Here is a 19379-nt window from a genome sequence, read left to right as displayed (position 1 = left end):
ATGACTGAACTACTATATTTATATGGAATGATCCAATCGAAGGAAGTTGAGGATGCGCCATTGCCCTCCTTCAAAGGCTTTGATAATGAACATGAAGGAAAGTCCATCCAGATTGGGGAAATTACCGCTGTTGTGAGCAGGCTTGATCCTAATAGCTATTCGGAGGATCAGATTAAACAAAAGGTTAATCAGATGGAGTGGCTTCATGAGAAAGCATTCCATCATCATGAAATACTGATGATGCTAAATAAAAACTATACGTTAATCCCAACGAAATTCTGTACTATTTATTCGAGTTTAGATAGCCTTCAACAGACGATAAAATCTAAAAAAAGCAAAATCATTGAACTCTTACAATCTCTTAAAGGAAAACAAGAATGGAATATGAAAATATATTGCGATGATAACCAGCTGCGCGACTCTTTTCGTAAAAATAATCCGAAAATTGCAGCGAAGCGGGAGGAAATAAGCGAGCTCCCTCCCGGCAGGCAGTATTTTGAAAAAAGGAAGCTCAATCAATTGATAGATAGAGAGCTTGAGATGGAGAAAAACCGAATATGCGAACAGATTCATGAAGAGCTGAAAGCCTTTTGTATAGATAGTTCGATAAAAAAAACATGGGACAAAGATGTTTTAGGCAGAAAAGAGCAAATGTGCTGGAACAGTGTCTATCTTCTGACTGCTGACCATCTGCAAAGCTTCATGGATAAGGTTCGAAAAACGAGCCATTCAATAATTGATGCAGGGTGGAAAATGGAGCCTACTGGTCCATGGCCTGCCTATCATTTTGCGAGCTTGATAGATAATGAGGGATAAAGCATGAATACACGTGAGCAAATTGAAAATAACAATGTTTCCCTTCTCGATATTCTGGATGTCATTTTGGATAAAGGGGTTGTGCTTAGAGGAGATTTAATCATCTCTATTGCTGGAATTGATCTTGTCTACTTGGATTTGCGAGTGTTAATATCTGCGGTTGAAACGCTAGTACAAGCAAATGATGAAAATGGGAAAAATTTATCATCAGTTGAAATGGACCGTGAAAGGGAGGAGCTTGCTTATGCCACAGAGTTTAATAGATGGAAGTAAAGGCTTGCAAAGCAATAATGGCCGCATTAATTTGGACCCGGATCGTGCAGAACAAGGACTAGCACAGCTCGTTCTTACCGTCATTGAACTGCTCAGGCAGCTGGTTGAACGCCACGCGATTAGACGAGTTGACGGGGGAACTTTGACAGAGGAACAGATCGAGCAGCTGGGGGTTGCGCTTGCTAATCTAGAAATCAAAATGGATGAAATGAAGGAGATTTTTGAATTGGATGAAAATGACCTGAATATAGATCTCGGACCGCTGGGAAACCTGATTTAAGTCTTTACCAAAAATAGTATGAAAAAGCGAAATCGGTACTCATAGAGCGAGGAGGGACATTAGTGGAAATTGAACGCTCAACTCAATCGAGCACCATTGTAGATGTCTTGGAAAAAGTTCTTGATAAAGGGGTCGTTATTGCAGGTGATATTAAAATAGGCCTTGCAGATGTAGAACTCTTAACTATTAAAATCCGTTTACTCGTCGCATCAGTAGATAAAGCTAAAGAAATTGGTATGGACTGGTGGGAAAACGATCCTTACTTGAGCTCGAAAGCAATGAGTCAAAACAACAAAATGCTGGAAGAAGAAAATAAAAAACTGAATGATCGTATTCAGCAATTAGAAGAAAAAATGAATTTTAATGTATAAATCATCATAACAAAAACTCGGTAGGAGGAATTTTCAGGTGGCAAAAAATAATGAAATACAAAACAATGACCAATCAAATACAAAGGAGGAGAAGAATATGAACAAAAAACAGCAAAAAGCTCAGGCAAAAGAAGAAAAGGCGAACAAGAAAGCTGAAAACCCTAAAGGAAAAAAAGAGTTTTTTAAAGGAACATTAGCTGGAGGAGCTGTGGGAATTGCAGCTACCTTGCTGCTTGCACCTAAATCTGGCAAAGAGCTTCGTTCATCGATTGGTGAACAAACGTCAACTGCATTAAACAGTTGTAAAGAATTTGGAGATAAATCAAAAGATAAATTTTCATCATTAAAGGAAAAGGGTACTAGCAAAACTCAAGAAATAACAGATAAAATTAAAAATTCTCCTCTGAATATTTTAAAAATGAATAAGCATAGTGAAGAAGAGGCCAAGGACGAAAACCAAGACGAGGCAGTTTCCCAAACAGATGAAGAAGAGGAAAGCCTTCAATCAGAAAGTGAAACCGATCATTACGATGACTCTGAAACAAACAACGATAATGAAACAGATGAAGAAGAGGAGTTAGAGGAATCAGGTTCCGATGATAAAAATCCGGAGAATCAAGATGAAGAGGAAACAAGTAATACCAATAAAAAAAGCAGTAAACGTTCTGGGAAGAAAACTTCTGCTAATGTAAAGAAAGGCTCTGAAAAGACCGCAAATAAAAACTCATCCAATGAAACGGTTGTGAAAAATGAAGATGATACGGTTAAATCATCAAGCTGACTGGGAGAAATATGATGAATTGGAGGGGATAAAATGTCTTTAAATAATGGTGATCCAGTGAAGGACAGTGTGCTCGAAACATTCACTAAGGCCGCTAATAAACATGATTTTTCACTCGACATTACCCTGAATATGAAAGGTGCTCTTATAACTGGGACACTTATATCGGCCCAAGAATATTTTCAGAGCTTAAGTGAAAAGTTTGTTAATGGCAATGACATTTCGGAGCAAATTAGTGAAATGTTTAACCATGCAAGTCAGAATATTCAAGAAAGCGAAAATTTAAACTATATTCATTTGAAAAATACTAGGATCTATTGTGGTGATAATAAACCGACACCCTCCAATAGTGAGTTTCTATGGAGGGGCAGGCTTGATCAAACAGATGGTTTTTTCATCGGTAAAATCGCAGAAGAAAAATGAATGGAATAAACAGATTAAGATTCTAAAAAATGCGGCTGATCAGCCGCATTTTTTAAGCATAAAGAATTCACTATGCTATTTTTAATATTATTTAAGTCTCAAGGACATATGCCAGCACTTTCATCGCTTGGTTAACGGTTTCAACTGTAACATTTGCTTTATTAGATAGTTCCTTCAAGGGATGGTGCAGGTTTTCAGGTCTAATCAGGATAAGCGGCTTATTTAAAGTAATGGCAGCACTTGCATCCATGGCAGTGTTCCATTGCTTATATTTCTCACCAAATAATGCAATCACGACATCGGCTTTGTTCATTAATACGGATGTTCTAAAGTTGTTGATTTGAGAAGCAGCTTCATCTTTATATACCTTGCCAGGCTGCCTGCCAAGTATTTCTTCTCCAATATCATCTGAACGGTCATGATGTTCCATCGGTCCAACAAAAGTAATTGGCAGGTTGAGTGATTTGGCTTTATCCTTTATTTCTTCGCGCCAGTTACTATGTATTTCACCAGCCAAATATACAACAAAGTTCATGCAGATCCCTCCTAAATTAAAGTTAAACGAATAAAAAACAGCAGCTTTCCTTTCTCCTCAATTCTACTATTTATTTTTATAGGATCCAAACAAACTTGGCATTTGAAAAAAGTTTCGGGTAATATAATAAGAGGTCCTTTGTCCTGGTTTCAGGAAATTTAAGTAATTAAAGTATTAACGTATTAAAGTAAGTTATCATTGTTCAGCTCCAGGCGCCATCGGCCCTTAGGTCATAAGCCAATCCGTCAAAAAGGTTAAAGAACAACCTTTCTGCCGGCTCGCCCGAATGCTTGTCGCCGATAAGCGGGCTCCTTGCGCTTTTCTTGTATTGTCAGATTTAAAATATTGTAAGCCCTTAACAAATAGGTTGATTTTGTTATTTCCTTCAATCTCGAGTGCTAACAGCCTGTTGTCATAATCCAATCCGCCAAAAAAGGCATGTGCGGTATTTCCCAAAAGGCTTGTCTAAAGTGCTCCCTAGGTTGGACAAGGTACCCTTTAGCTTTTTGTTCTAGAACATAAAATGGAGGTCCAAATAAATTGAGAAAGTTAATATGCTTTATTATTATATTGTCTTTTACCATTTTATCAGCTTGCGCCATGTCTGAGAATGAGTTTACACCTTTAGCTGTGGAGCAAACAGAATCAGCCTTTAAAAAAGATGCTCATCAGGTAAATCAAGAGACCAAAGTATTTTCTTATTTTTTACCTGATACGTTTAAAGTAGAAACGAAAAAAGATTCAAATGTGTTGTTGAACCAAAAAGGCCAACAATATATTCTGTTCGTAAACTCAAACGAAGAAATGACTAGTAAACGAAGCTATGAGACACTGACCCAGACTAACAAAGAACCTGTTATTGACGAAACAATGGAAGAAGAAAAGAGGTTCGGGTACTTAGTTGTTAAAAAAATTGAAGGCTCTATGTATGAAGTAACGGTAGGGATTGGCGGAGCTAAAATCACAACTGAATCAAAAGCTAACGATGTTCCAGACAACGCCGAACAAATGATGGACATTGCAAAATCGATTCAAATTAAATAATGATGTTTTCGCAGACCTGCAAAGAAATGCGAAAGCTCCTTGACCAGCCTAGGGTGTACACAACACGAGCCCTCGGCTGGTTTCGCGTTTTTGGAGGAAATTCCTTATTGATACCAGTCCAAAATTAACCTCCAATAAAAGAAAAAACATTAAACTGTGGTGGTGTTAGTAAAAGTCACTTCATTTTAGTATGATAGTGATTAAAATATAGATTATGGAAAGGGGGAAACAGCTTGAAGAATTTTTTGCATAAAAAAGGTGTGTCGTTATCACCAAAGGTGTATTTTGTAGATGCGCTAAGCTTTATGGCGCTTGGTTTGTTTTCATCTCTTATTATTGGACTAATTTTTAAAACAATTGGAGAACAACTTCACGTAGATACGTTTGTGGAAATTGGCAAACTTTCGATGGGGTTAATGGGTCCCGCAATCGGGGCAGCTGTCGCATATGGCTTACAGGCTCCGCCTCTGGTTATTTTTTCAAGTTTAATTTGCGGTGCCGCTGGAGCAGCTCTTGGTGGCCCAGCTGGGAGCTATGCAGCTGCTTTAATTGCAACTGAAATCGGAAAAGTTGTTAGCAAACAAACAAAAATTGATATCATTTTGACTCCCTTCGTAACCGTTTTGACAGGTTACTTTGTAGCAAGCTTTATCGGTCCATCGATTGATGCATTTATGAAGGGATTCGGCAGTGTCGTTATGTGGTCAACTGAACAGAGACCGATATTAATGGGTATACTAGTAGCTATTTTAATGGGTCTTGCTTTAACTGCACCTATCTCAAGTGCAGCAATAGCTCTAATGCTTAATCTAGAAGGAATTGCAGCGGGTGCTGCTACAATTGGCTGCTGTGCCCAAATGATTGGATTTGCTGTGAGCAGCTACAGGGAGAACGGAATAGGAGGATTGTTTGCGCAAGGAATAGGAACCTCCATGCTGCAGGTGCCGAATATTGTAAAAAATCCTTTAATTTTAATTCCACCGACTATTGCAGGAGCCTTGCTTGCTCCATTTGGGACTGTGTTATTTCAAATTACAAACAATGCAGCGGGTGCGGGTATGGGTACAAGCGGTTTTGTCGGCCAAATCATGACCATTACTACCCATGGATTCACTGCAGAGGTTTTCTTCCAAATTCTCATCTTGCATTTTATTGGCCCTGCAGCTATTAGTTTGGTATTATCCGAATGGATGAGAAAAAAAGGTTTTATTAAACCTGGCGATATGAAATTAAATATTGGAGGGTGAAAAATTGAAAATTATTGATTCCAGCGAAAATTATAAACAAGTAATCGCTCTGGAAAATGTTATTTTGATGTTTTCAGCTGACTGGTGTCCTGATTGCCGCGCGATTGAACCCATTCTGCCAGAGCTAGAGAAAGAAAATGAAAAACATACATTTTACTACGTTGACCGTGACAAATTTATCGAGCTTTGCCAGGAACTTAATGTTTTTGGAATTCCAAGCTTCATTGCCTTTCACCATGGACAAGAAACCGGCCGTTTTGTGAACAAGGAAAGAAAATCAAAAGAGCAAATCCAAGAGTTTATCAACGGATTAAAATAGCCTGATCCAAAAATGAAAGGAGGTCCAAATAATGAAAATGACGGCACGAAAAATGGCTGCGTTAGTTCAGGAGCATTTAGATCAGCCTTCTTTAGACTTTCATTTTGATAGAGAAAAGGATACTCTCAGAATTGAAGACAAGCAATTAAAAAAAGGTCTTACACTTGAGCTCCCAAAGGTGATTGCTAAATGGGAAGAATCAAAAGAAAAGGCCCTTGATGAAATCACTTACTATATAAGAGAAGCCTTAAAGGCTATGAATGAGCCCCAAGCATTAAGTGAAAAGGAAAAATCGGTGTTTCCGGTCATTCGATCTACCTCTTTTCCTGAAAAATCAAATGAGGGAGTACCGCTTGTTTTTGAAGAGCACACCGCAGAAACACGAATCTATTTTGCGTTAGACCTTGGCACGACCTATCGATTAATTGACCAGCAAATCCTACAAAGAGAAGGATGGACAATTAAAAGGATAAAGGAAACAGCCTCGTTTAATGTAAGATCACTCCCTACAAAATGGAAAGAAGATCAAGTTGCAGGTAATATCTTTTATTTTCTTAATCAGAATGATGGGTATGATGCAAGCAGGATTTTAAATGATTCATTATTAAAATCGTTTGAAGAGAAGGTGACTGGCACGATGGCAGTTGCTGTTCCGCACCAAGATGTCCTAATTATTGCCGACATTCGTAATGAAACAGGGTATGATATACTTGCCCAAATGACGATGAGCTTTTTCGCAAGCGGTCGTGTACCAATAACAGCTTTATCATTCTTATATGAAAATCAAGAACTGGAACCCATTTTTATTATGGGAAAAAATAAGCGCAGTTAAGTGTTGAAAGGGTGAAAGAAATGAATGTGTTTTATAATGAAAAAGGTATTGGAGACACTTTGATTATTACATTAGCTGATTCTGCAAAAGAAATTGATTTCGAACGAAAAGGCGATGTTGCTAGAATTTTTGAAAAAGACTCCAGTAAAACCATTGGATTTAATATTTTTGGTGCATCTACCTATAAAAAGGTGGAAGGGAATGGACCATTAGATTTAACAGAATCATTTGTAGGTTTAATAAATGACATTTTACATAAAAACGGATTCACTGATGAAATTGAAGTCGACCTTTCACCTAAGTTTGTTGTTGGGTATGTAAGTTCAAAGGAAAAACATCCTAATGCAGATAAATTAAGTATTTGTCAAGTGGATGTAAAAACAGAAACACTTCAAATTGTATGCGGGGCTCCTAACGTAGAAGCTGGGCAAAAGGTTGTAGTTGCAAAGGTAGGAGCCGTGATGCCGAGTGGACTAGTTATTAAAGATGCAGATCTAAGGGGCGTAGCTTCAAGCGGTATGATATGCTCTGCAAAAGAATTGAACCTTCCAAACGCACCGAAGGAAAAAGGGATTTTAGTTTTAGAGGACGACTATCAAACAGGTTCTTCTTTTATGTAGATCTTAATTATGATTTAACTATGCAAATCACAGATAGAACTTTTATGATTTGAGGCAGGATGCAATCCTTTTAAAAGTCTGGTTTTACTTTATTTAACTACCTTTTTTCAAAAGAAAAAGTAGTTATAAAAGCGAGAAAAACCTAATTTTTTTCGTTGATATTCGACTCTTCTTTTAGGGGTGCTCCCCAAAAAAGACAATTAAGTTACGAATTTTCTCATAAAATAAGGAAAGTCACTGGTTAGTGGGACTAGTGGCTTTTTTGTATTCATTTTGTTGTCAAGGCTCAAATGCCTAGATGGACATACCCGAGGCCTGAACAAAGTCGCTCTAAGCTTTATTATTTTGCAGTTTCAGCAAGCTGATAAATGTATAGCTTGGTTACGAACTTGGATTTTGCGTTAAGAAATTGGTTATCAAACACCTTTCCAATTACCGATTTATTGTTACAATGAACATATAAGCCTGTTAGACAGGATAAACAACTAGAAGCTGAAAGAGTTGATAAAATGAGTTGGATGTCAAAAATGTTAAATTACTTTTTAAATGAAAAAGAAGAAGAAATAGAAGAGCATGACATTAAGCCAAAACCAAAGCAGGTAAATAGAAACTATGAAAAGATAAGGGGAGAAATGGAAGCAAGAGTAGCCTATCAATATCCAGAGGGTAAGTTTCGTTTTCCTATTATTCCAGATGAAAATACCAGTTCTAATTCCAAAACGGAATCAAAAAGACAAAGAAAACAAGCACCACATTCTCCAGAAAAACAAAAAAGAGACTTTTCTCGGCCTGCAGATATGCGAAAAAAACAAGATTATAAGCTGTCGTCTAAGAAAATTGTGCAAAAAGGGTCAGACCAATTCGAAAAAAACCCATTTAAGCCTACTGAGATTCCTTCACCGATCTATGGGTTTCATTCAAGAGAAGATCAAGAATTACTAGATATCCAAGCTTTAAGAAAAAAACGGGCAATGAATGAATCGAATCGTCTCAATGGTGATCTTCATTTAAATTCAGAGGCAGAGGATCATTATTCTTCCTTTTCAGAAATTCATATGAGGTCTGAAAAAGATGAAAGGATGACACCTTATAATCATGAAGAAGCTAGCTTGGAACCACAAACTAATGGGAAAGAAGAAGCAATTTCTTATGATTCTTCGTCACATCATGGTATGGAAGAAAATACAGAGCAAGAATTGCCAGAAACAGATGATGGCCTCCAGGTGCAAGAAAATGGTGAGTATAACGATGGGGAAACAATCGAACAGGATAATAGAATAAATGAGTTTGAAGATGAAGACGATCTGACAGAAGTTCAACAGGAAGCAGCTTCGGAGGATAAAGTTATATGTAAGCAAGAGTCAAATGTACCCATAGAACAATTGGAAACAAAACAGGTTCAGGATGATAAAAATGAAGAATCGAAAACGATTAATCTAAAAGGAACTCATCCTAGAAGACCAAAAAAATCATCTGGTGTACCATTTAATGTCATGATGCTAAAAAAAGACCGGGAAAAGCTGAGGGAAAGAACAGGCAATTATCAATTTCCACCACTTAATTATTTGCGAGTACCTCCAAATGAGATTGTACATACAGAGGAATGGGTACATCAGCAAAAAGATCTTCTTGACCTTACTCTGAAAAATTTTAATGTAAGGGCAAAAGTGGTTCATGTGACTCAAGGTCCATCTGTTACAAGGCTTGAAGTACAGCCAGAGCCGGGAGTTAAAGTAAACAAAATTACCAATTTATCAGATGATATTAAATTAAGCCTTTCGGCGAAGGATATTAGAATTGAAGCCCCGATTCCTGGTAAAAACACGATAGGAATAGAAGTCCCTAATAAGCAAAGCAAAATGGTGTTTTTGAGAGAAATTATTCGGAGCCAGGCGTTCAGAAATGATTCTTCACCGCTCACAGTAGCATTAGGGCTCGATATAGCAGGCCAGCCTGTTATTACAGATTTAAAGAAAATGCCCCATGGGTTAATTGCAGGAGCAACAGGATCAGGGAAGAGTGTGTGCATTAACACGATGCTGGTTAGTCTTTTATATAAAGCTTCACCCCATGAGGTAAAATTGTTATTAATAGATCCTAAAATGGTCGAGCTTGCACCATACAATCACATTCCTCATCTTGTCAGCCCGGTAATTACTGATGTCAAAGCGGCTACTGCTGCTCTTAAATGGGCTGTGGAGGAAATGGAGCGTCGTTATGAGCTATTTGCCCACACTGGTGTAAGAGATATTGCGAGATATAATGAAATGGTGAAGAAGCATCAAACAGGGGAGCACCTGCCATATTTAGTCGTGGTCATTGATGAGCTGGCTGATCTTATGATGGTTGCACCAAATGATGTCGAAGAAGCAATCTGCCGTATCGCACAAAAAGCAAGAGCGTGCGGCATCCATTTGATCGTCGCTACTCAGCGGCCGTCTGTTGATGTCATTACAGGATTAATTAAAGCGAACATCCCATCTCGAATTGCGTTCTCTGTGTCCTCGCAAGTCGATTCAAGAACGATTATTGATACAGGAGGAGCTGAGAAATTACTCGGGAAGGGAGATATGCTGTTTCTAGAAAACGGCTCTTCTAAGCCAGCAAGAATACAGGGTAATTTTGTTTCAGACGATGAGATTGAACACGTTGTAGATCATGTTAGAAAACAAATGAAGCCTGTCTTCTTATTTGAACAAGAAGAATTGGTGAGAAGGTCTACTGTTCAAACCGAAGGAGATGAGCTTTTCTTGGAAGCATGTGAATTCGTCATAAATCAAAATGGCGCCTCTACATCAAGTCTGCAGCGTCGTTTCCGAATCGGCTACAATAGGGCAGCGAGACTAATGGACTTAATGGAAGAGAATGGAGTTATCTCCGAAGCAAAAGGCAGCAAACCACGAGATATCCTTATCTCGGAAGAAGACCTTGAGAACATTCAGGAAAGCAATGTATATTAGAAAAGCGCAAGGCGTGAGTCCTTCGGCGACAAGCATTCGGGCGAGCCGGCTGGTTCTTTAACCTTCTCGGGCGGATTGGCATGTGAACTAGAGGTGCCAGGTGCTGCGGCTGGACAAGGAAAAGAAGATACGCCTTCCCTTTATAAGTGCTTTTTTAGCAATTTTTTCTACTTGTAATAAAAATTAAGAAAGCTAACGAAAGTCGATAAGAAAGTGGTATGATAGTCAATAAACGTATTATAATGGTAAAGTGAAAATTTTTGTTATAGATTTAAATTTACTATTTGAACCATGAATCTTGAGGCGGAATTGTCCAGCTTCCATGTGTCACAGAGCATGACCTTTTGCCGGCCAGATCCCAGCCATAAGCCAATTAGTCAAAAGGTAAAGAAAAAACTTTTCAGTGGCTCGACTTATACTTGCCTACTATTAGAGGAACGCCTTTTTTCACTACTTAACATGAAATTGAAATTGTTAAAAGCATCTAAGGAGTCTTGAAAGAATGAAAGAGATAGAGCTTAAAATGCAGGGAGAAATTAAGCGATTAACAAACCAGACCTTCAAATTCGATGATCGGGTCGGAGATGGTTGGTTTTCAGCTGTTTATTTTCTTAAAACAAAAGAAATTGTTAGTGATTTTAATCCTGAAAATATTGTTACAATGCAGTTTTTTCAAAAAGAACATGCGGTATTATGCGGTACTGATGAAGTGATTGCACTCCTTAAAACCTTTTCTGATCACCCTGAGGATCTTGAGATCTATTCTTTAAAGGATGGAGATAAGATCAGCCCATTTGAAACAGTTTTAACTGTTACTGGTCCATATCAAAGTTTTGGTTATCTAGAAGGAGTGATTGACGGCATTTTAGCCCGCCGTACTTCTGTCGCCACAAATGTTTATAATGTGGTTAAAGCCGCAGGGCTTTCTGGTAAGCAAAAGCCTGTTATCTTTATGGGGGATCGTGATGATCATTTTACGATGCAGGCTGGTGATGGATATGCAGCCTATATAGGCGGTTCCTCTGCCCAGGCAACACATGCCATGAGTGAATGGTGGGGGAAAAAGGGCATGGGCACAATGCCTCACGCACTTATCCAAATGTTTAATGGAGACGTCGTAGAAGCTGCAAAAGCTTATTATAAAAAATTTCCTGAAGATGATTTAATTGTTCTCGTTGATTATAATAACGACTGCATTACGGATTCTTTAAGTTTAGCAAGAGAATTTAAAGATCAGCTGAAGGGCGTTCGTGTCGATACTTCACGAACGATGATTGATCACTATTTCGTTCGCAACCCCGATGTATTAGGAACCTTTGATCCGCGCGGGGTAAATGCTCAGTTAATTTTTGCGTTAAGAGAAGCCCTTGATAAAGAGGGATTTGAGCATGTGAAAATTGTTGTGAGCGGCGGCTTTAATGAAAGCAGAATCATGGAATTTGAGAAGCAAAGGGTACCTGTTGATATTTACGGAGTAGGAAGCAACCTCCTGAAAATCAGTATAGGTTTTACAGGAGATAATGTATTGCTCAATGGAAAGCCCCAAGCAAAAGCAGGGAGAAGGTATCGGCCAAATCCTAGGCTGGAAAAAGTAGATTAATATGAATAATATTATCAACTTCAAACATCTTCGTCAGGAAAAAGAGAAGCAATTTGAAGCAGGTTTTATACAAATTTACAAAGACTTTCATCATTATTTAATGAAACAGGTTAACATCCGCGAAAAGGTAAGGGCGAAACATTTTTTGAAAGATTTAACGAAAAAGGATGTTTCCTTCAATCTTGAGGATCACATTTTTATTGACTGGTTTGGTTTTGATTATTTGACTGTTCAGGATTTGACTTTATTTCAGCTTTATCTAAAAAGATCTGACATTAAAGCGATGAATCGTTCACATGCCGTTCAGCAAGCTGTCTTGCTTGCCAATGTATTAGAACCATTCAAAATTGCTCAGCTAACCGGCAGTGATATTGTCGTTGAAAAGCTGGATACTAAAGAGTCCGCTCGGTTTAAACGGTCTGTCTTTCCATCAAAGCTTCAAAATCACGATTTTATTTTTGTACGAAATGTACCGATATTTGATTACAATCTTCCGTTGGGTTCTTTCGTACTAATTGAGGATTCAACCATTATAAAAAGGTTAATGTTCCATTATAAAAGCCAGTCTAATATTGGCTGGCGAACTTTTTTGAAAAAATATGCAATACAATACGTAATGAAAGGGAAAACTGTATAAAAAAGTTTTTTCTACAAAAATTAGGAAATTTAAGATTGCAAAAGAGCTAAATTATTTAAGGTGAGATTAGAAGCAATCGGCGAGGCACCGATTGCATTATTTCAGAAAAATTAAGTTCACTAAGAAAAATGGGTAAAGGTGGTTTTACCTAAAAAGAAATCAGCTCTTTCGCTGATTTCATCTAATCCCACCACCGATCTCCCACTTCTAGAAAGCAGGACAGGAATATTACACTATTGACCAATCTTTCAAGCCATGATAATCTTCCAAGGTGCGAAAAATTTAGCTCAGGAAAAATGATTGATTTAATATTCCTACTTTGGATATAGCTTGAGCCTGTTCTAGTAAAATGCCACATTCATTGTGGGGGAGAATTCATTTTAAATAGTACAAAGTACATAAGACTAATTTTTGGAAAATTGCAATTGGTTGCAAAACTAGATGAACGTCATATACTGTCATACAGATAGACGTTTGTTGGAGGTTCTAATATGACTGTTTATCATTTTGTTGGTATAAAAGGGACTGGTATGAGTTCCCTTGCTCAGATCTTGCATGACATGGGATATACCGTGCAAGGATCAGATATCGAAAAAACAATTTTTACTCAAAAAGCATTAGAAGATAGAGGGATACCCATTTTTCCATTTTCAGAGGAGAATATCAAGGATGGTTTAACTGTTATTGCAGGTAATGCTTTCCAGGATACTCATCTCGAAATCGAAGCTGCTATAAAGCTTGGTGTGCCCGTTATTCGTTATCACCGTTTTCTTGGCGATTTCATGGAGAAGTTTACAAGTGTTGCCATTACCGGAGTCCACGGGAAAACGTCGACTACCGGCTTGCTTTCACATGTAATCCAAGGCGCTGAGCCTACTTCCTACTTAATTGGGGACGGAACTGGAAAGGGAGTTCACGACAGCAAATATTTCATTTTTGAAGCTTGTGAATATCGGAGACATTTCCTTTCTTATTTTCCAGACTACGCCATCATGACTAATATTGATTTTGATCATCCTGATTACTTTACGAGCATAGAGGATGTATTTGACGCTTTTCAAAAAATGGCGCTGCAAGTCAATAAAGGAATCATTGCTTGCGGTGATGATGAACATCTGCCGCAAATACATGCGAAAGTTCCTGTCGTTTATTACGGCTTTGGCGAAGAAAACGATTTTCAAGCAAGAAATATTGAAAAAAACACTGAAGGAACGCAATTTGATGTTTTTGTAAGGAATACGTTCTATGCTTCTTTTAAGATCCCAACCTATGGAGATCATAGTATTTTAAATGCCTTATCAGTGATAGCATTATGTCACTATGAAGAGGTAGATGTTGAAGTTATTGGGCAAAGGTTATTAACATTTGAAGGCGTCAAACGCCGCTTTAATGAGAAAAGAGTGGGTGACCAGGTTTTAATTGATGATTATGCCCATCACCCTACTGAAATTAGTGTTACCATTGATGCAGCCAGACAAAAGTATCCTGATAGAGACATTGTGGCCGTTTTTCAGCCGCATACATTTACAAGAACTCAATCCTTCTTAGAGGAATTTGCAAATAGTCTAAAGAAGGCGGATTATGTTTATCTCTGTGATATTTTTGGTTCAGCTAGAGAGAATGCAGGAAAACTATCTATCCATGATTTGCTAAACAAAATTGATCAGGCTGAACTCATAGAAGAAAATGAAACAGAAATCCTCAAAAAACATGAAAATAGTGTCTTGGTTTTTATGGGCGCAGGAGATATTCAAAAATATCAAAAAGCCTATGAGCAAATATTAGCCTAAATCAAAAGGAAGCTCTTCACCATGCTGAAGAGCTTTTTTTAATCAGTTAAGAAGGTTTAAGCTAATTAAAGTATTAACGTGTTAAATTTAGTTATCATTTTCCAGCTCCAGGCGCCATCGGGCCTTAGGTCATAAGCCAATCTGTCAAAAAGGTTAAAGAACAACCTTTCTGCCGGCTCGCCCGAATGCTTGTCGCCGAAGGACTAAAGCCTAGTTTATTTTAGGTTTTCTGGATTCAGGCTTTCTAAAGAAGATATAACAAACCGGCCGTCTTTACGGATTAACACATCATCAAAGTAGATTTCACCTCCACCATATTCAGGCCGCTGAATCATAACCATGTCCCAATGGATGTTAGAATGGTTGCCATTATATGCATCTTCATAGCATTCACCTGGAGTAAAGTGGAAGCTTCCATCTATTTTTTCGTCAAATAAGATGTCTTGCATCGGGTGAAGGATATAAGGGTTTACGCCGATTGCAAATTCTCCGATAAAGCGAGCACCTTCGTCTGTATCAAAAATTTTGTTAATACGATCGGTATCATTAGACTTGGCGTCAATGATTTTTCCATCTTTAAAAGTTAATTTTACGTTGTCAAATGTAAATCCATTGTAGGGGGATGGAGTATTATATGTAATTGTTCCATTAACACTATTTTTCACCGGAGCTGTATACACCTCACCGTCAGGTATATTCATCTGGCCAGAGCATTTTACAGCAGGTATGTCTTTAATCGAAAAAGTTAAATCAGTTCCACCTCCCTTAATCTGAACTTTATCTGTTTTGTTCATCAGTTCTACTAGAGCATCCATGGCATGATCCATTTTTCCATAATCTAAATTACATACATCAAAATAAAAACCTTCAAATTGCTCTGTGCTCATTTTAGCAAGCTGAGCCATTGAGGAATTAGGGTATCTAAGCACAACCCATCTTGTTTTTGGAACGCGAATTTCCCGATGAACCTTTTTACCGACTGTTTTACTTTGCAATTTCAATTGTTCGTCCGGAATATCAGCAAATTCGTTAATATTATCACCTGACCGCAAGCCAATATAGGCATCCATTTTACGCATTACATTTGCTTCAAAATCGGCCATCATCTCATATTGCGCTTCTTTGCCGCCGATCATAAGTTCCCGGTCTATTTGATGATCCTTAAGCAAAACAAATGGATGTCCTCCAGCAGCATAAGCTTCTTTTACAAGGGCTGTCACTAATTCCCTTTGCAGCCCGAAATTTTCGATTAGGACCTTTTCTCCTTTTTGCAAACGAATTGAATAATGAATTAAATTTTTAGCAAGCTTATCTATCCGTGGATCTTTCATATGGTTACCCCCAAATTAGAATGTATTTACGATTTCATTTTACCCTTTAATCCACCAAATTTGACTATTAATAATCATTTCAATAAAATTTAGAAAATAGGGATCGCAAAAGAGGATTAAAGAGAGGCTCTGTAGAAATCCTTTATAGAATGAAGTAAAAATGTTTATAATGGAGCATATCGGGTAAATCATTCTTAAAGACACAGCAGGAGGGTTGGATATGATCGTTGTATTATATTTAAGCGTAGCACTAATTGCAATAGCATTTACAGTACTAGTTGTTTATTTATCAAAAACACTTCATTCTTTAAACGTAACATTGACGAATGTAGCTGGAACCTTAGAAGGTTTGGAAAAACAAATGCAAGGGATCACTATTGAGACTACAGATCTTTTACATAAGACCAATCAGCTAGCAGAAGACATCCAGCATAAATCAGATCGTTTGAATACTGTTGTAGCTGCTGTACAAGACGTTGGAACATCACTGCAGCGATTTAATCAATCAGTACAAAAGGTTTCAACAACTGTTTCTACAAATCTTGAACAAAATCAAGATAAGATTTCTCAGGTTGTTCAATGGGGCAATACCGCCATGGAAATTTGGGAGAAATGGAAAATGAAAAAGCAAAAGCCAGAAACACCTTTAAAAGATCAAATATAAAAAACAAATTTAGGGAGGAATCATAATGAGCAAAGAAAGCATTAACAGCAAAGATTTTTTAATTGGTACTTTAATAGGTGGAATAGTTGGTGCCACAACAGCCTTATTTTTAGCACCTAAGTCAGGGAAAGAGTTAAGAGAAAACATTGGTCAACAAGCAACTGTAGTGAAGGAAAGAACTGGAAAAATCACAAATGATGCGTTAGAGAGAGGTAGTGAATTTGCTAACCTTGCTAAAGAAAAGACTGCTACTATATCTCAATCTGTATCAGAACAATCAAATCAGTTACTAAATAAAGTAAAAGATATACGAAAAGCTTCTAATAATCAAACAAATGATTCGGAAGTTCCTACAGACTCTGCTGCTGATGAGCTGGCAGATGAAGCTTCGAAAAGCTTACTTGAAACAGATCAAGCAACATCTGAAAAGCAGGATCAAGCACCAGAAAATGTAGCGGAAGCAACAGAAGAAGTGAAAGAATTAGAAGAATCTAGACGATAATAAAAGGAAGGGCTGACCCGGTTGGAATATGAAGGTCAGCCTTTGTTATATTGTCAGAAAGTTTAAGTTAATTAACGTATTATCCCGGCAAAGAGAGTAATCATTCCGAGGTTGACTCTAGTCTGACATCTGGCCTCTCACCTTGAAAAAGATACATTCATTTCTGAAGTGATTAACTTTGCTATATATATTAACTAAATTTGCGGTAAAAGCTACTGTAGAAGGAGAGATGCATAAAAATGGAAAAAATTAACGTTAAGTCCATCGAGGATTTTTTAAATGTAATCGACCAGCATACAACTTTTTTACTATTTAAGAATAGTTTAACCTGTCCAATTAGTTCAAGTGCATTTGAAGAATTTTCTTCATTTGCTGAAAGTCAAAATGAAGTTCATGTTTATTATTTAAATGTTCAAAAAAGCAGAGAGCTTTCCAACTATATTGCAAATAACTACCATGTAAAACACGAATCACCTCAAGTACTGTTGTTTAAAGGCAAAGAAGTAATATGGCATACTTCTCATTGGAATATTAAAAAAGAGATACTTAAACAACAAGTTCTTTCATTATAAAAAGAGCCGCGTTCTCCTGTTTTGGAGAGTGCGTCTTTTTCCAATATTGTTAACTATTTCATTCATAATCCATTTTAAAATAACTTCTTTCCCCCACTTGGAGGGCATATTGTTAAGATGATTTTTACAGCAGATCAAAGCTCCCAATACCTCATGCAAATGAAGTCTATTATTAAAAATAACTAACACTTTCCCTATAGTAATAGCATAAAACACTTTACCGCTTAAAAGCGTTTAATAAATAAAGAAATTTTTAATGACAATTGGTGAAAGATTGTATATAATAAACTCTAATTAAAGAAAATGTATCATATTTTCTGCCCGTTATGGAATGAGAAAAGAGATATCGCAATATAAACGGGATTTTTTATAATTAAAAAGGTAGAAAGGATGAGAAAAGATGAGCCATGCAGAGCTTGATGTGCTAAGGGAAAGAGTAGATGAGATTAACTTGGAAATTTTGAAGTTAATTAGTGAACGAGGAAAGTTAGTTCAGGAAATAGGAAAAGCGAAAGAAACGCAAGGTGTTAATCGTTATGATCCTGTCCGTGAAAGAAAAATGCTTGATATTATTAATGAAGTTAATGAGGGACCATTTGAAAATTCCACTCTTCAGCATATATTTAAAGAAATTTTCAAGGCAGGCTTAGAATTGCAGGAAGATGATCACAGCAAAGCATTATTGGTTTCACGTAAGAAAAAGCCAGAGGATACTGTGGTGACAATTAAGGGTGAAACAATTGGTGATGGAGGGCAATCTTTCATCGTCGGCCCATGTGCAGTTGAGAGCTTTGAACAAGTGGCAGCTGTCGCTGAAGCAGCGAAAAAGCAAGGCTTGCGATTACTTCGCGGCGGAGCATTCAAACCGAGAACTAGTCCCTATGATTTCCAAGGCCTTGGGGTAGAAGGATTGAAAATTCTAAAGCAAGTAGCAGATGAATATGATATGGCTGTAATTAGTGAGATCGTTAACCCTGCTGATATTGAAACAGCAGTGGATTACATTGATGTCATTCAAATCGGTGCTCGTAATATGCAAAACTTTGAATTGTTAAAAGCTGCAGGTTCTGTTCGTAAACCAGTGTTGCTAAAACGCGGTTTGGCCGCTACATTACAAGAATTTATGAATGCTGCTGAATACATTATCGCTCAAGGAAACGATCAAATCATCCTTTGTGAGCGTGGAATTCGTACTTACGAAAAAGCAACGCGTAATACGCTTGATATTTCGGCAGTTCCAATTCTTAAACAAGAGACACATTTACCTGTATTCGTAGATGTAACTCACTCAACTGGAAGAAGAGATTTATTATTGCCAACAGCAAAGGCAGCTCTAGCTATCGGGGCTGATGGTGTAATGGCTGAGGTTCATCCTGATCCTGCCGTTGCCTTATCAGATTCTGCACAGCAAATGAATATCGATCAATTTAATGAATGGATAAATGAATTAAGACCTTTAGTTCAAGCGAAAGCATAGACAATGCTTAGAAAGGAAACTCCTCAGGTTGGGGAGTTTCTTTTTTATTTATCATATTTAGGCTGCATTGGGAAACGGACTAGATGTTATAAAGAGGGATTGTAATAGAAAATAATGCTTTTCTTTAAGAATTGGTTTCCTATTAAATAAAAGAATGGTATATTAAGTCTTAAAGTTAGTAAAAAGCTATCAATTTGGTTATTCCATGGTAGTGACTAATGCCGACAAAAAACTGCCGATTGCAAAAGATAACATATACTTATAATTGCTCAAGTATGAACATATAAGGAAAAATACCTTTTTCC

The 19379-nt window shown here is 37.4% G+C and carries 21 protein-coding genes; 19 read left to right on the top strand and 2 right to left on the bottom strand.

From position 1 onward, the window contains the following. The 6 genes from IC621_RS08010 (at position 1) to gvpU (ending at position 2944) form a co-directional block, all read left to right on the top strand. Positions 1-816 carry a GvpL/GvpF family gas vesicle protein gene (locus IC621_RS08010; protein WP_191157524.1) on the top strand — a complete coding sequence of 272 codons (816 nt, stop codon included), beginning with the start codon at positions 1-3 and terminating at the stop codon, positions 814-816. A gap of 3 nt (positions 817-819) precedes the next feature. Next, positions 820-1089 carry a gas vesicle protein gene (locus tag IC621_RS08005; RefSeq protein ID WP_191157522.1) on the top strand — a complete coding sequence of 90 codons (270 nt, stop codon included), beginning with the start codon at positions 820-822 and terminating at the stop codon, positions 1087-1089. Beyond that, positions 1061-1369 carry a gas vesicle protein K gene (locus IC621_RS08000; protein ID WP_191157520.1) on the top strand — a complete coding sequence of 103 codons (309 nt, stop codon included), beginning with the start codon at positions 1061-1063 and terminating at the stop codon, positions 1367-1369. Before IC621_RS08005 ends, IC621_RS08000 begins: the two co-directional genes overlap by 29 nt. Positions 1370-1431: 62 nt before the next feature. Beyond that, positions 1432-1740, top strand: coding sequence for a gas vesicle protein (gene gvpJ, locus IC621_RS07995; RefSeq protein ID WP_191157518.1), 309 nt, complete (start codon positions 1432-1434; stop codon positions 1738-1740). A gap of 37 nt (positions 1741-1777) precedes the next feature. Beyond that, entirely contained in the window at positions 1778-2521 is a 744-nt protein-coding gene (locus IC621_RS07990; protein ID WP_191157516.1) for a YtxH domain-containing protein, read from the top strand. A gap of 33 nt (positions 2522-2554) precedes the next feature. Further along, a complete protein-coding gene (gene gvpU / locus IC621_RS07985) occupies positions 2555-2944 on the top strand; it encodes a gas vesicle accessory protein GvpU (RefSeq protein ID WP_191157515.1) in 390 nt (129 codons plus the stop codon). A 91-nt stretch (positions 2945-3035) separates the two neighbouring features. Here the strand turns inward: gvpU and IC621_RS07980 are convergent, their stop codons facing one another. Beyond that, positions 3036-3479 (bottom strand): YtoQ family protein, encoded by a 444-nt coding sequence (locus IC621_RS07980; RefSeq protein WP_191157513.1) that lies wholly within the window; start codon positions 3477-3479, stop codon positions 3036-3038. Positions 3480-4019: 540 nt separating this feature from the next. Here IC621_RS07980 and IC621_RS07975 point away from each other — a divergent pair. The 9 genes from IC621_RS07975 (at position 4020) to murC (ending at position 14528) form a co-directional block, all read left to right on the top strand. Next, the gene (locus tag IC621_RS07975) at positions 4020-4523 is read left to right on the top strand and encodes a hypothetical protein (protein WP_191157511.1); all 504 of its coding nucleotides are present in this window, start codon (positions 4020-4022) and stop codon (positions 4521-4523) included. 233 nt (positions 4524-4756) lie between these two features. Next, entirely contained in the window at positions 4757-5770 is a 1014-nt protein-coding gene (locus tag IC621_RS07970; protein ID WP_191157509.1) for a PTS transporter subunit IIC, read from the top strand. A 4-nt stretch (positions 5771-5774) separates the two neighbouring features. Next, entirely contained in the window at positions 5775-6089 is a 315-nt protein-coding gene (locus IC621_RS07965) for a thioredoxin family protein (RefSeq protein WP_191157507.1), read from the top strand. Positions 6090-6120: 31 nt separating this feature from the next. Further along, positions 6121-6921: a DUF1444 domain-containing protein gene (locus IC621_RS07960; protein WP_191157505.1), complete on the top strand. Its 801-nt coding sequence runs from the start codon at positions 6121-6123 to the stop codon at positions 6919-6921. Positions 6922-6941: 20 nt separating this feature from the next. Then, on the top strand, positions 6942-7541 hold the full coding sequence (gene ytpR, locus IC621_RS07955; protein ID WP_191157503.1) for a YtpR family tRNA-binding protein: 600 nt from the start codon (positions 6942-6944) through the stop codon (positions 7539-7541). Between the two features lie 509 nt (positions 7542-8050). Then, a complete protein-coding gene (locus IC621_RS07950) occupies positions 8051-10501 on the top strand; it encodes a DNA translocase FtsK (RefSeq protein WP_191157501.1) in 2451 nt (816 codons plus the stop codon). A 502-nt stretch (positions 10502-11003) separates the two neighbouring features. Beyond that, positions 11004-12101, top strand: coding sequence for a nicotinate phosphoribosyltransferase (locus IC621_RS07945; protein ID WP_191157499.1), 1098 nt, complete (start codon positions 11004-11006; stop codon positions 12099-12101). A 1-nt stretch (position 12102) separates the two neighbouring features. Then, positions 12103-12738: a hypothetical protein gene (locus tag IC621_RS07940; protein WP_191157497.1), complete on the top strand. Its 636-nt coding sequence runs from the start codon at positions 12103-12105 to the stop codon at positions 12736-12738. Between the two features lie 491 nt (positions 12739-13229). Next, on the top strand, positions 13230-14528 hold the full coding sequence (gene murC, locus IC621_RS07935; protein ID WP_191157495.1) for a UDP-N-acetylmuramate--L-alanine ligase: 1299 nt from the start codon (positions 13230-13232) through the stop codon (positions 14526-14528). A 215-nt stretch (positions 14529-14743) separates the two neighbouring features. Here murC and IC621_RS07930 read toward each other — a convergent pair whose 3' ends face one another. Beyond that, a complete protein-coding gene (locus IC621_RS07930; RefSeq protein WP_191157493.1) occupies positions 14744-15859 on the bottom strand; it encodes an aminopeptidase in 1116 nt (371 codons plus the stop codon). Positions 15860-16079: 220 nt separating this feature from the next. Here IC621_RS07930 and IC621_RS07925 point away from each other — a divergent pair, with 220 nt between their 5' ends. The 4 genes from IC621_RS07925 to IC621_RS07910 all read left to right on the top strand — a co-directional run bounded on the left by IC621_RS07925 (position 16080) and on the right by IC621_RS07910 (position 19074). Then, positions 16080-16523, top strand: coding sequence for a DUF948 domain-containing protein (locus tag IC621_RS07925; protein WP_191157491.1), 444 nt, complete (start codon positions 16080-16082; stop codon positions 16521-16523). A gap of 25 nt (positions 16524-16548) precedes the next feature. Continuing rightward, complete coding sequence (locus IC621_RS07920; RefSeq protein WP_191157489.1) at positions 16549-17025, top strand: YtxH domain-containing protein; 477 nt, start codon at positions 16549-16551, stop codon at positions 17023-17025. A gap of 239 nt (positions 17026-17264) precedes the next feature. Then, on the top strand, positions 17265-17597 hold the full coding sequence (gene ytxJ / locus IC621_RS07915; RefSeq protein ID WP_191157487.1) for a bacillithiol system redox-active protein YtxJ: 333 nt from the start codon (positions 17265-17267) through the stop codon (positions 17595-17597). Positions 17598-17997: 400 nt separating this feature from the next. Next, positions 17998-19074, top strand: coding sequence for a bifunctional 3-deoxy-7-phosphoheptulonate synthase/chorismate mutase (locus tag IC621_RS07910; RefSeq protein ID WP_191157485.1), 1077 nt, complete (start codon positions 17998-18000; stop codon positions 19072-19074). The last annotated feature ends 305 nt before the right edge of the window (positions 19075-19379 follow it).

It is taken from the genome of Metabacillus arenae (genome assembly GCF_014773385.1).
In the GTDB taxonomy this organism is placed as follows: Bacteria; Bacillota; Bacilli; order Bacillales; family Bacillaceae; genus Metabacillus_D; species Metabacillus_D arenae.
The sequence above is the reverse complement of the archived record's forward strand: the minus strand, read 5'-3'. Positions and strand labels throughout refer to the sequence as shown.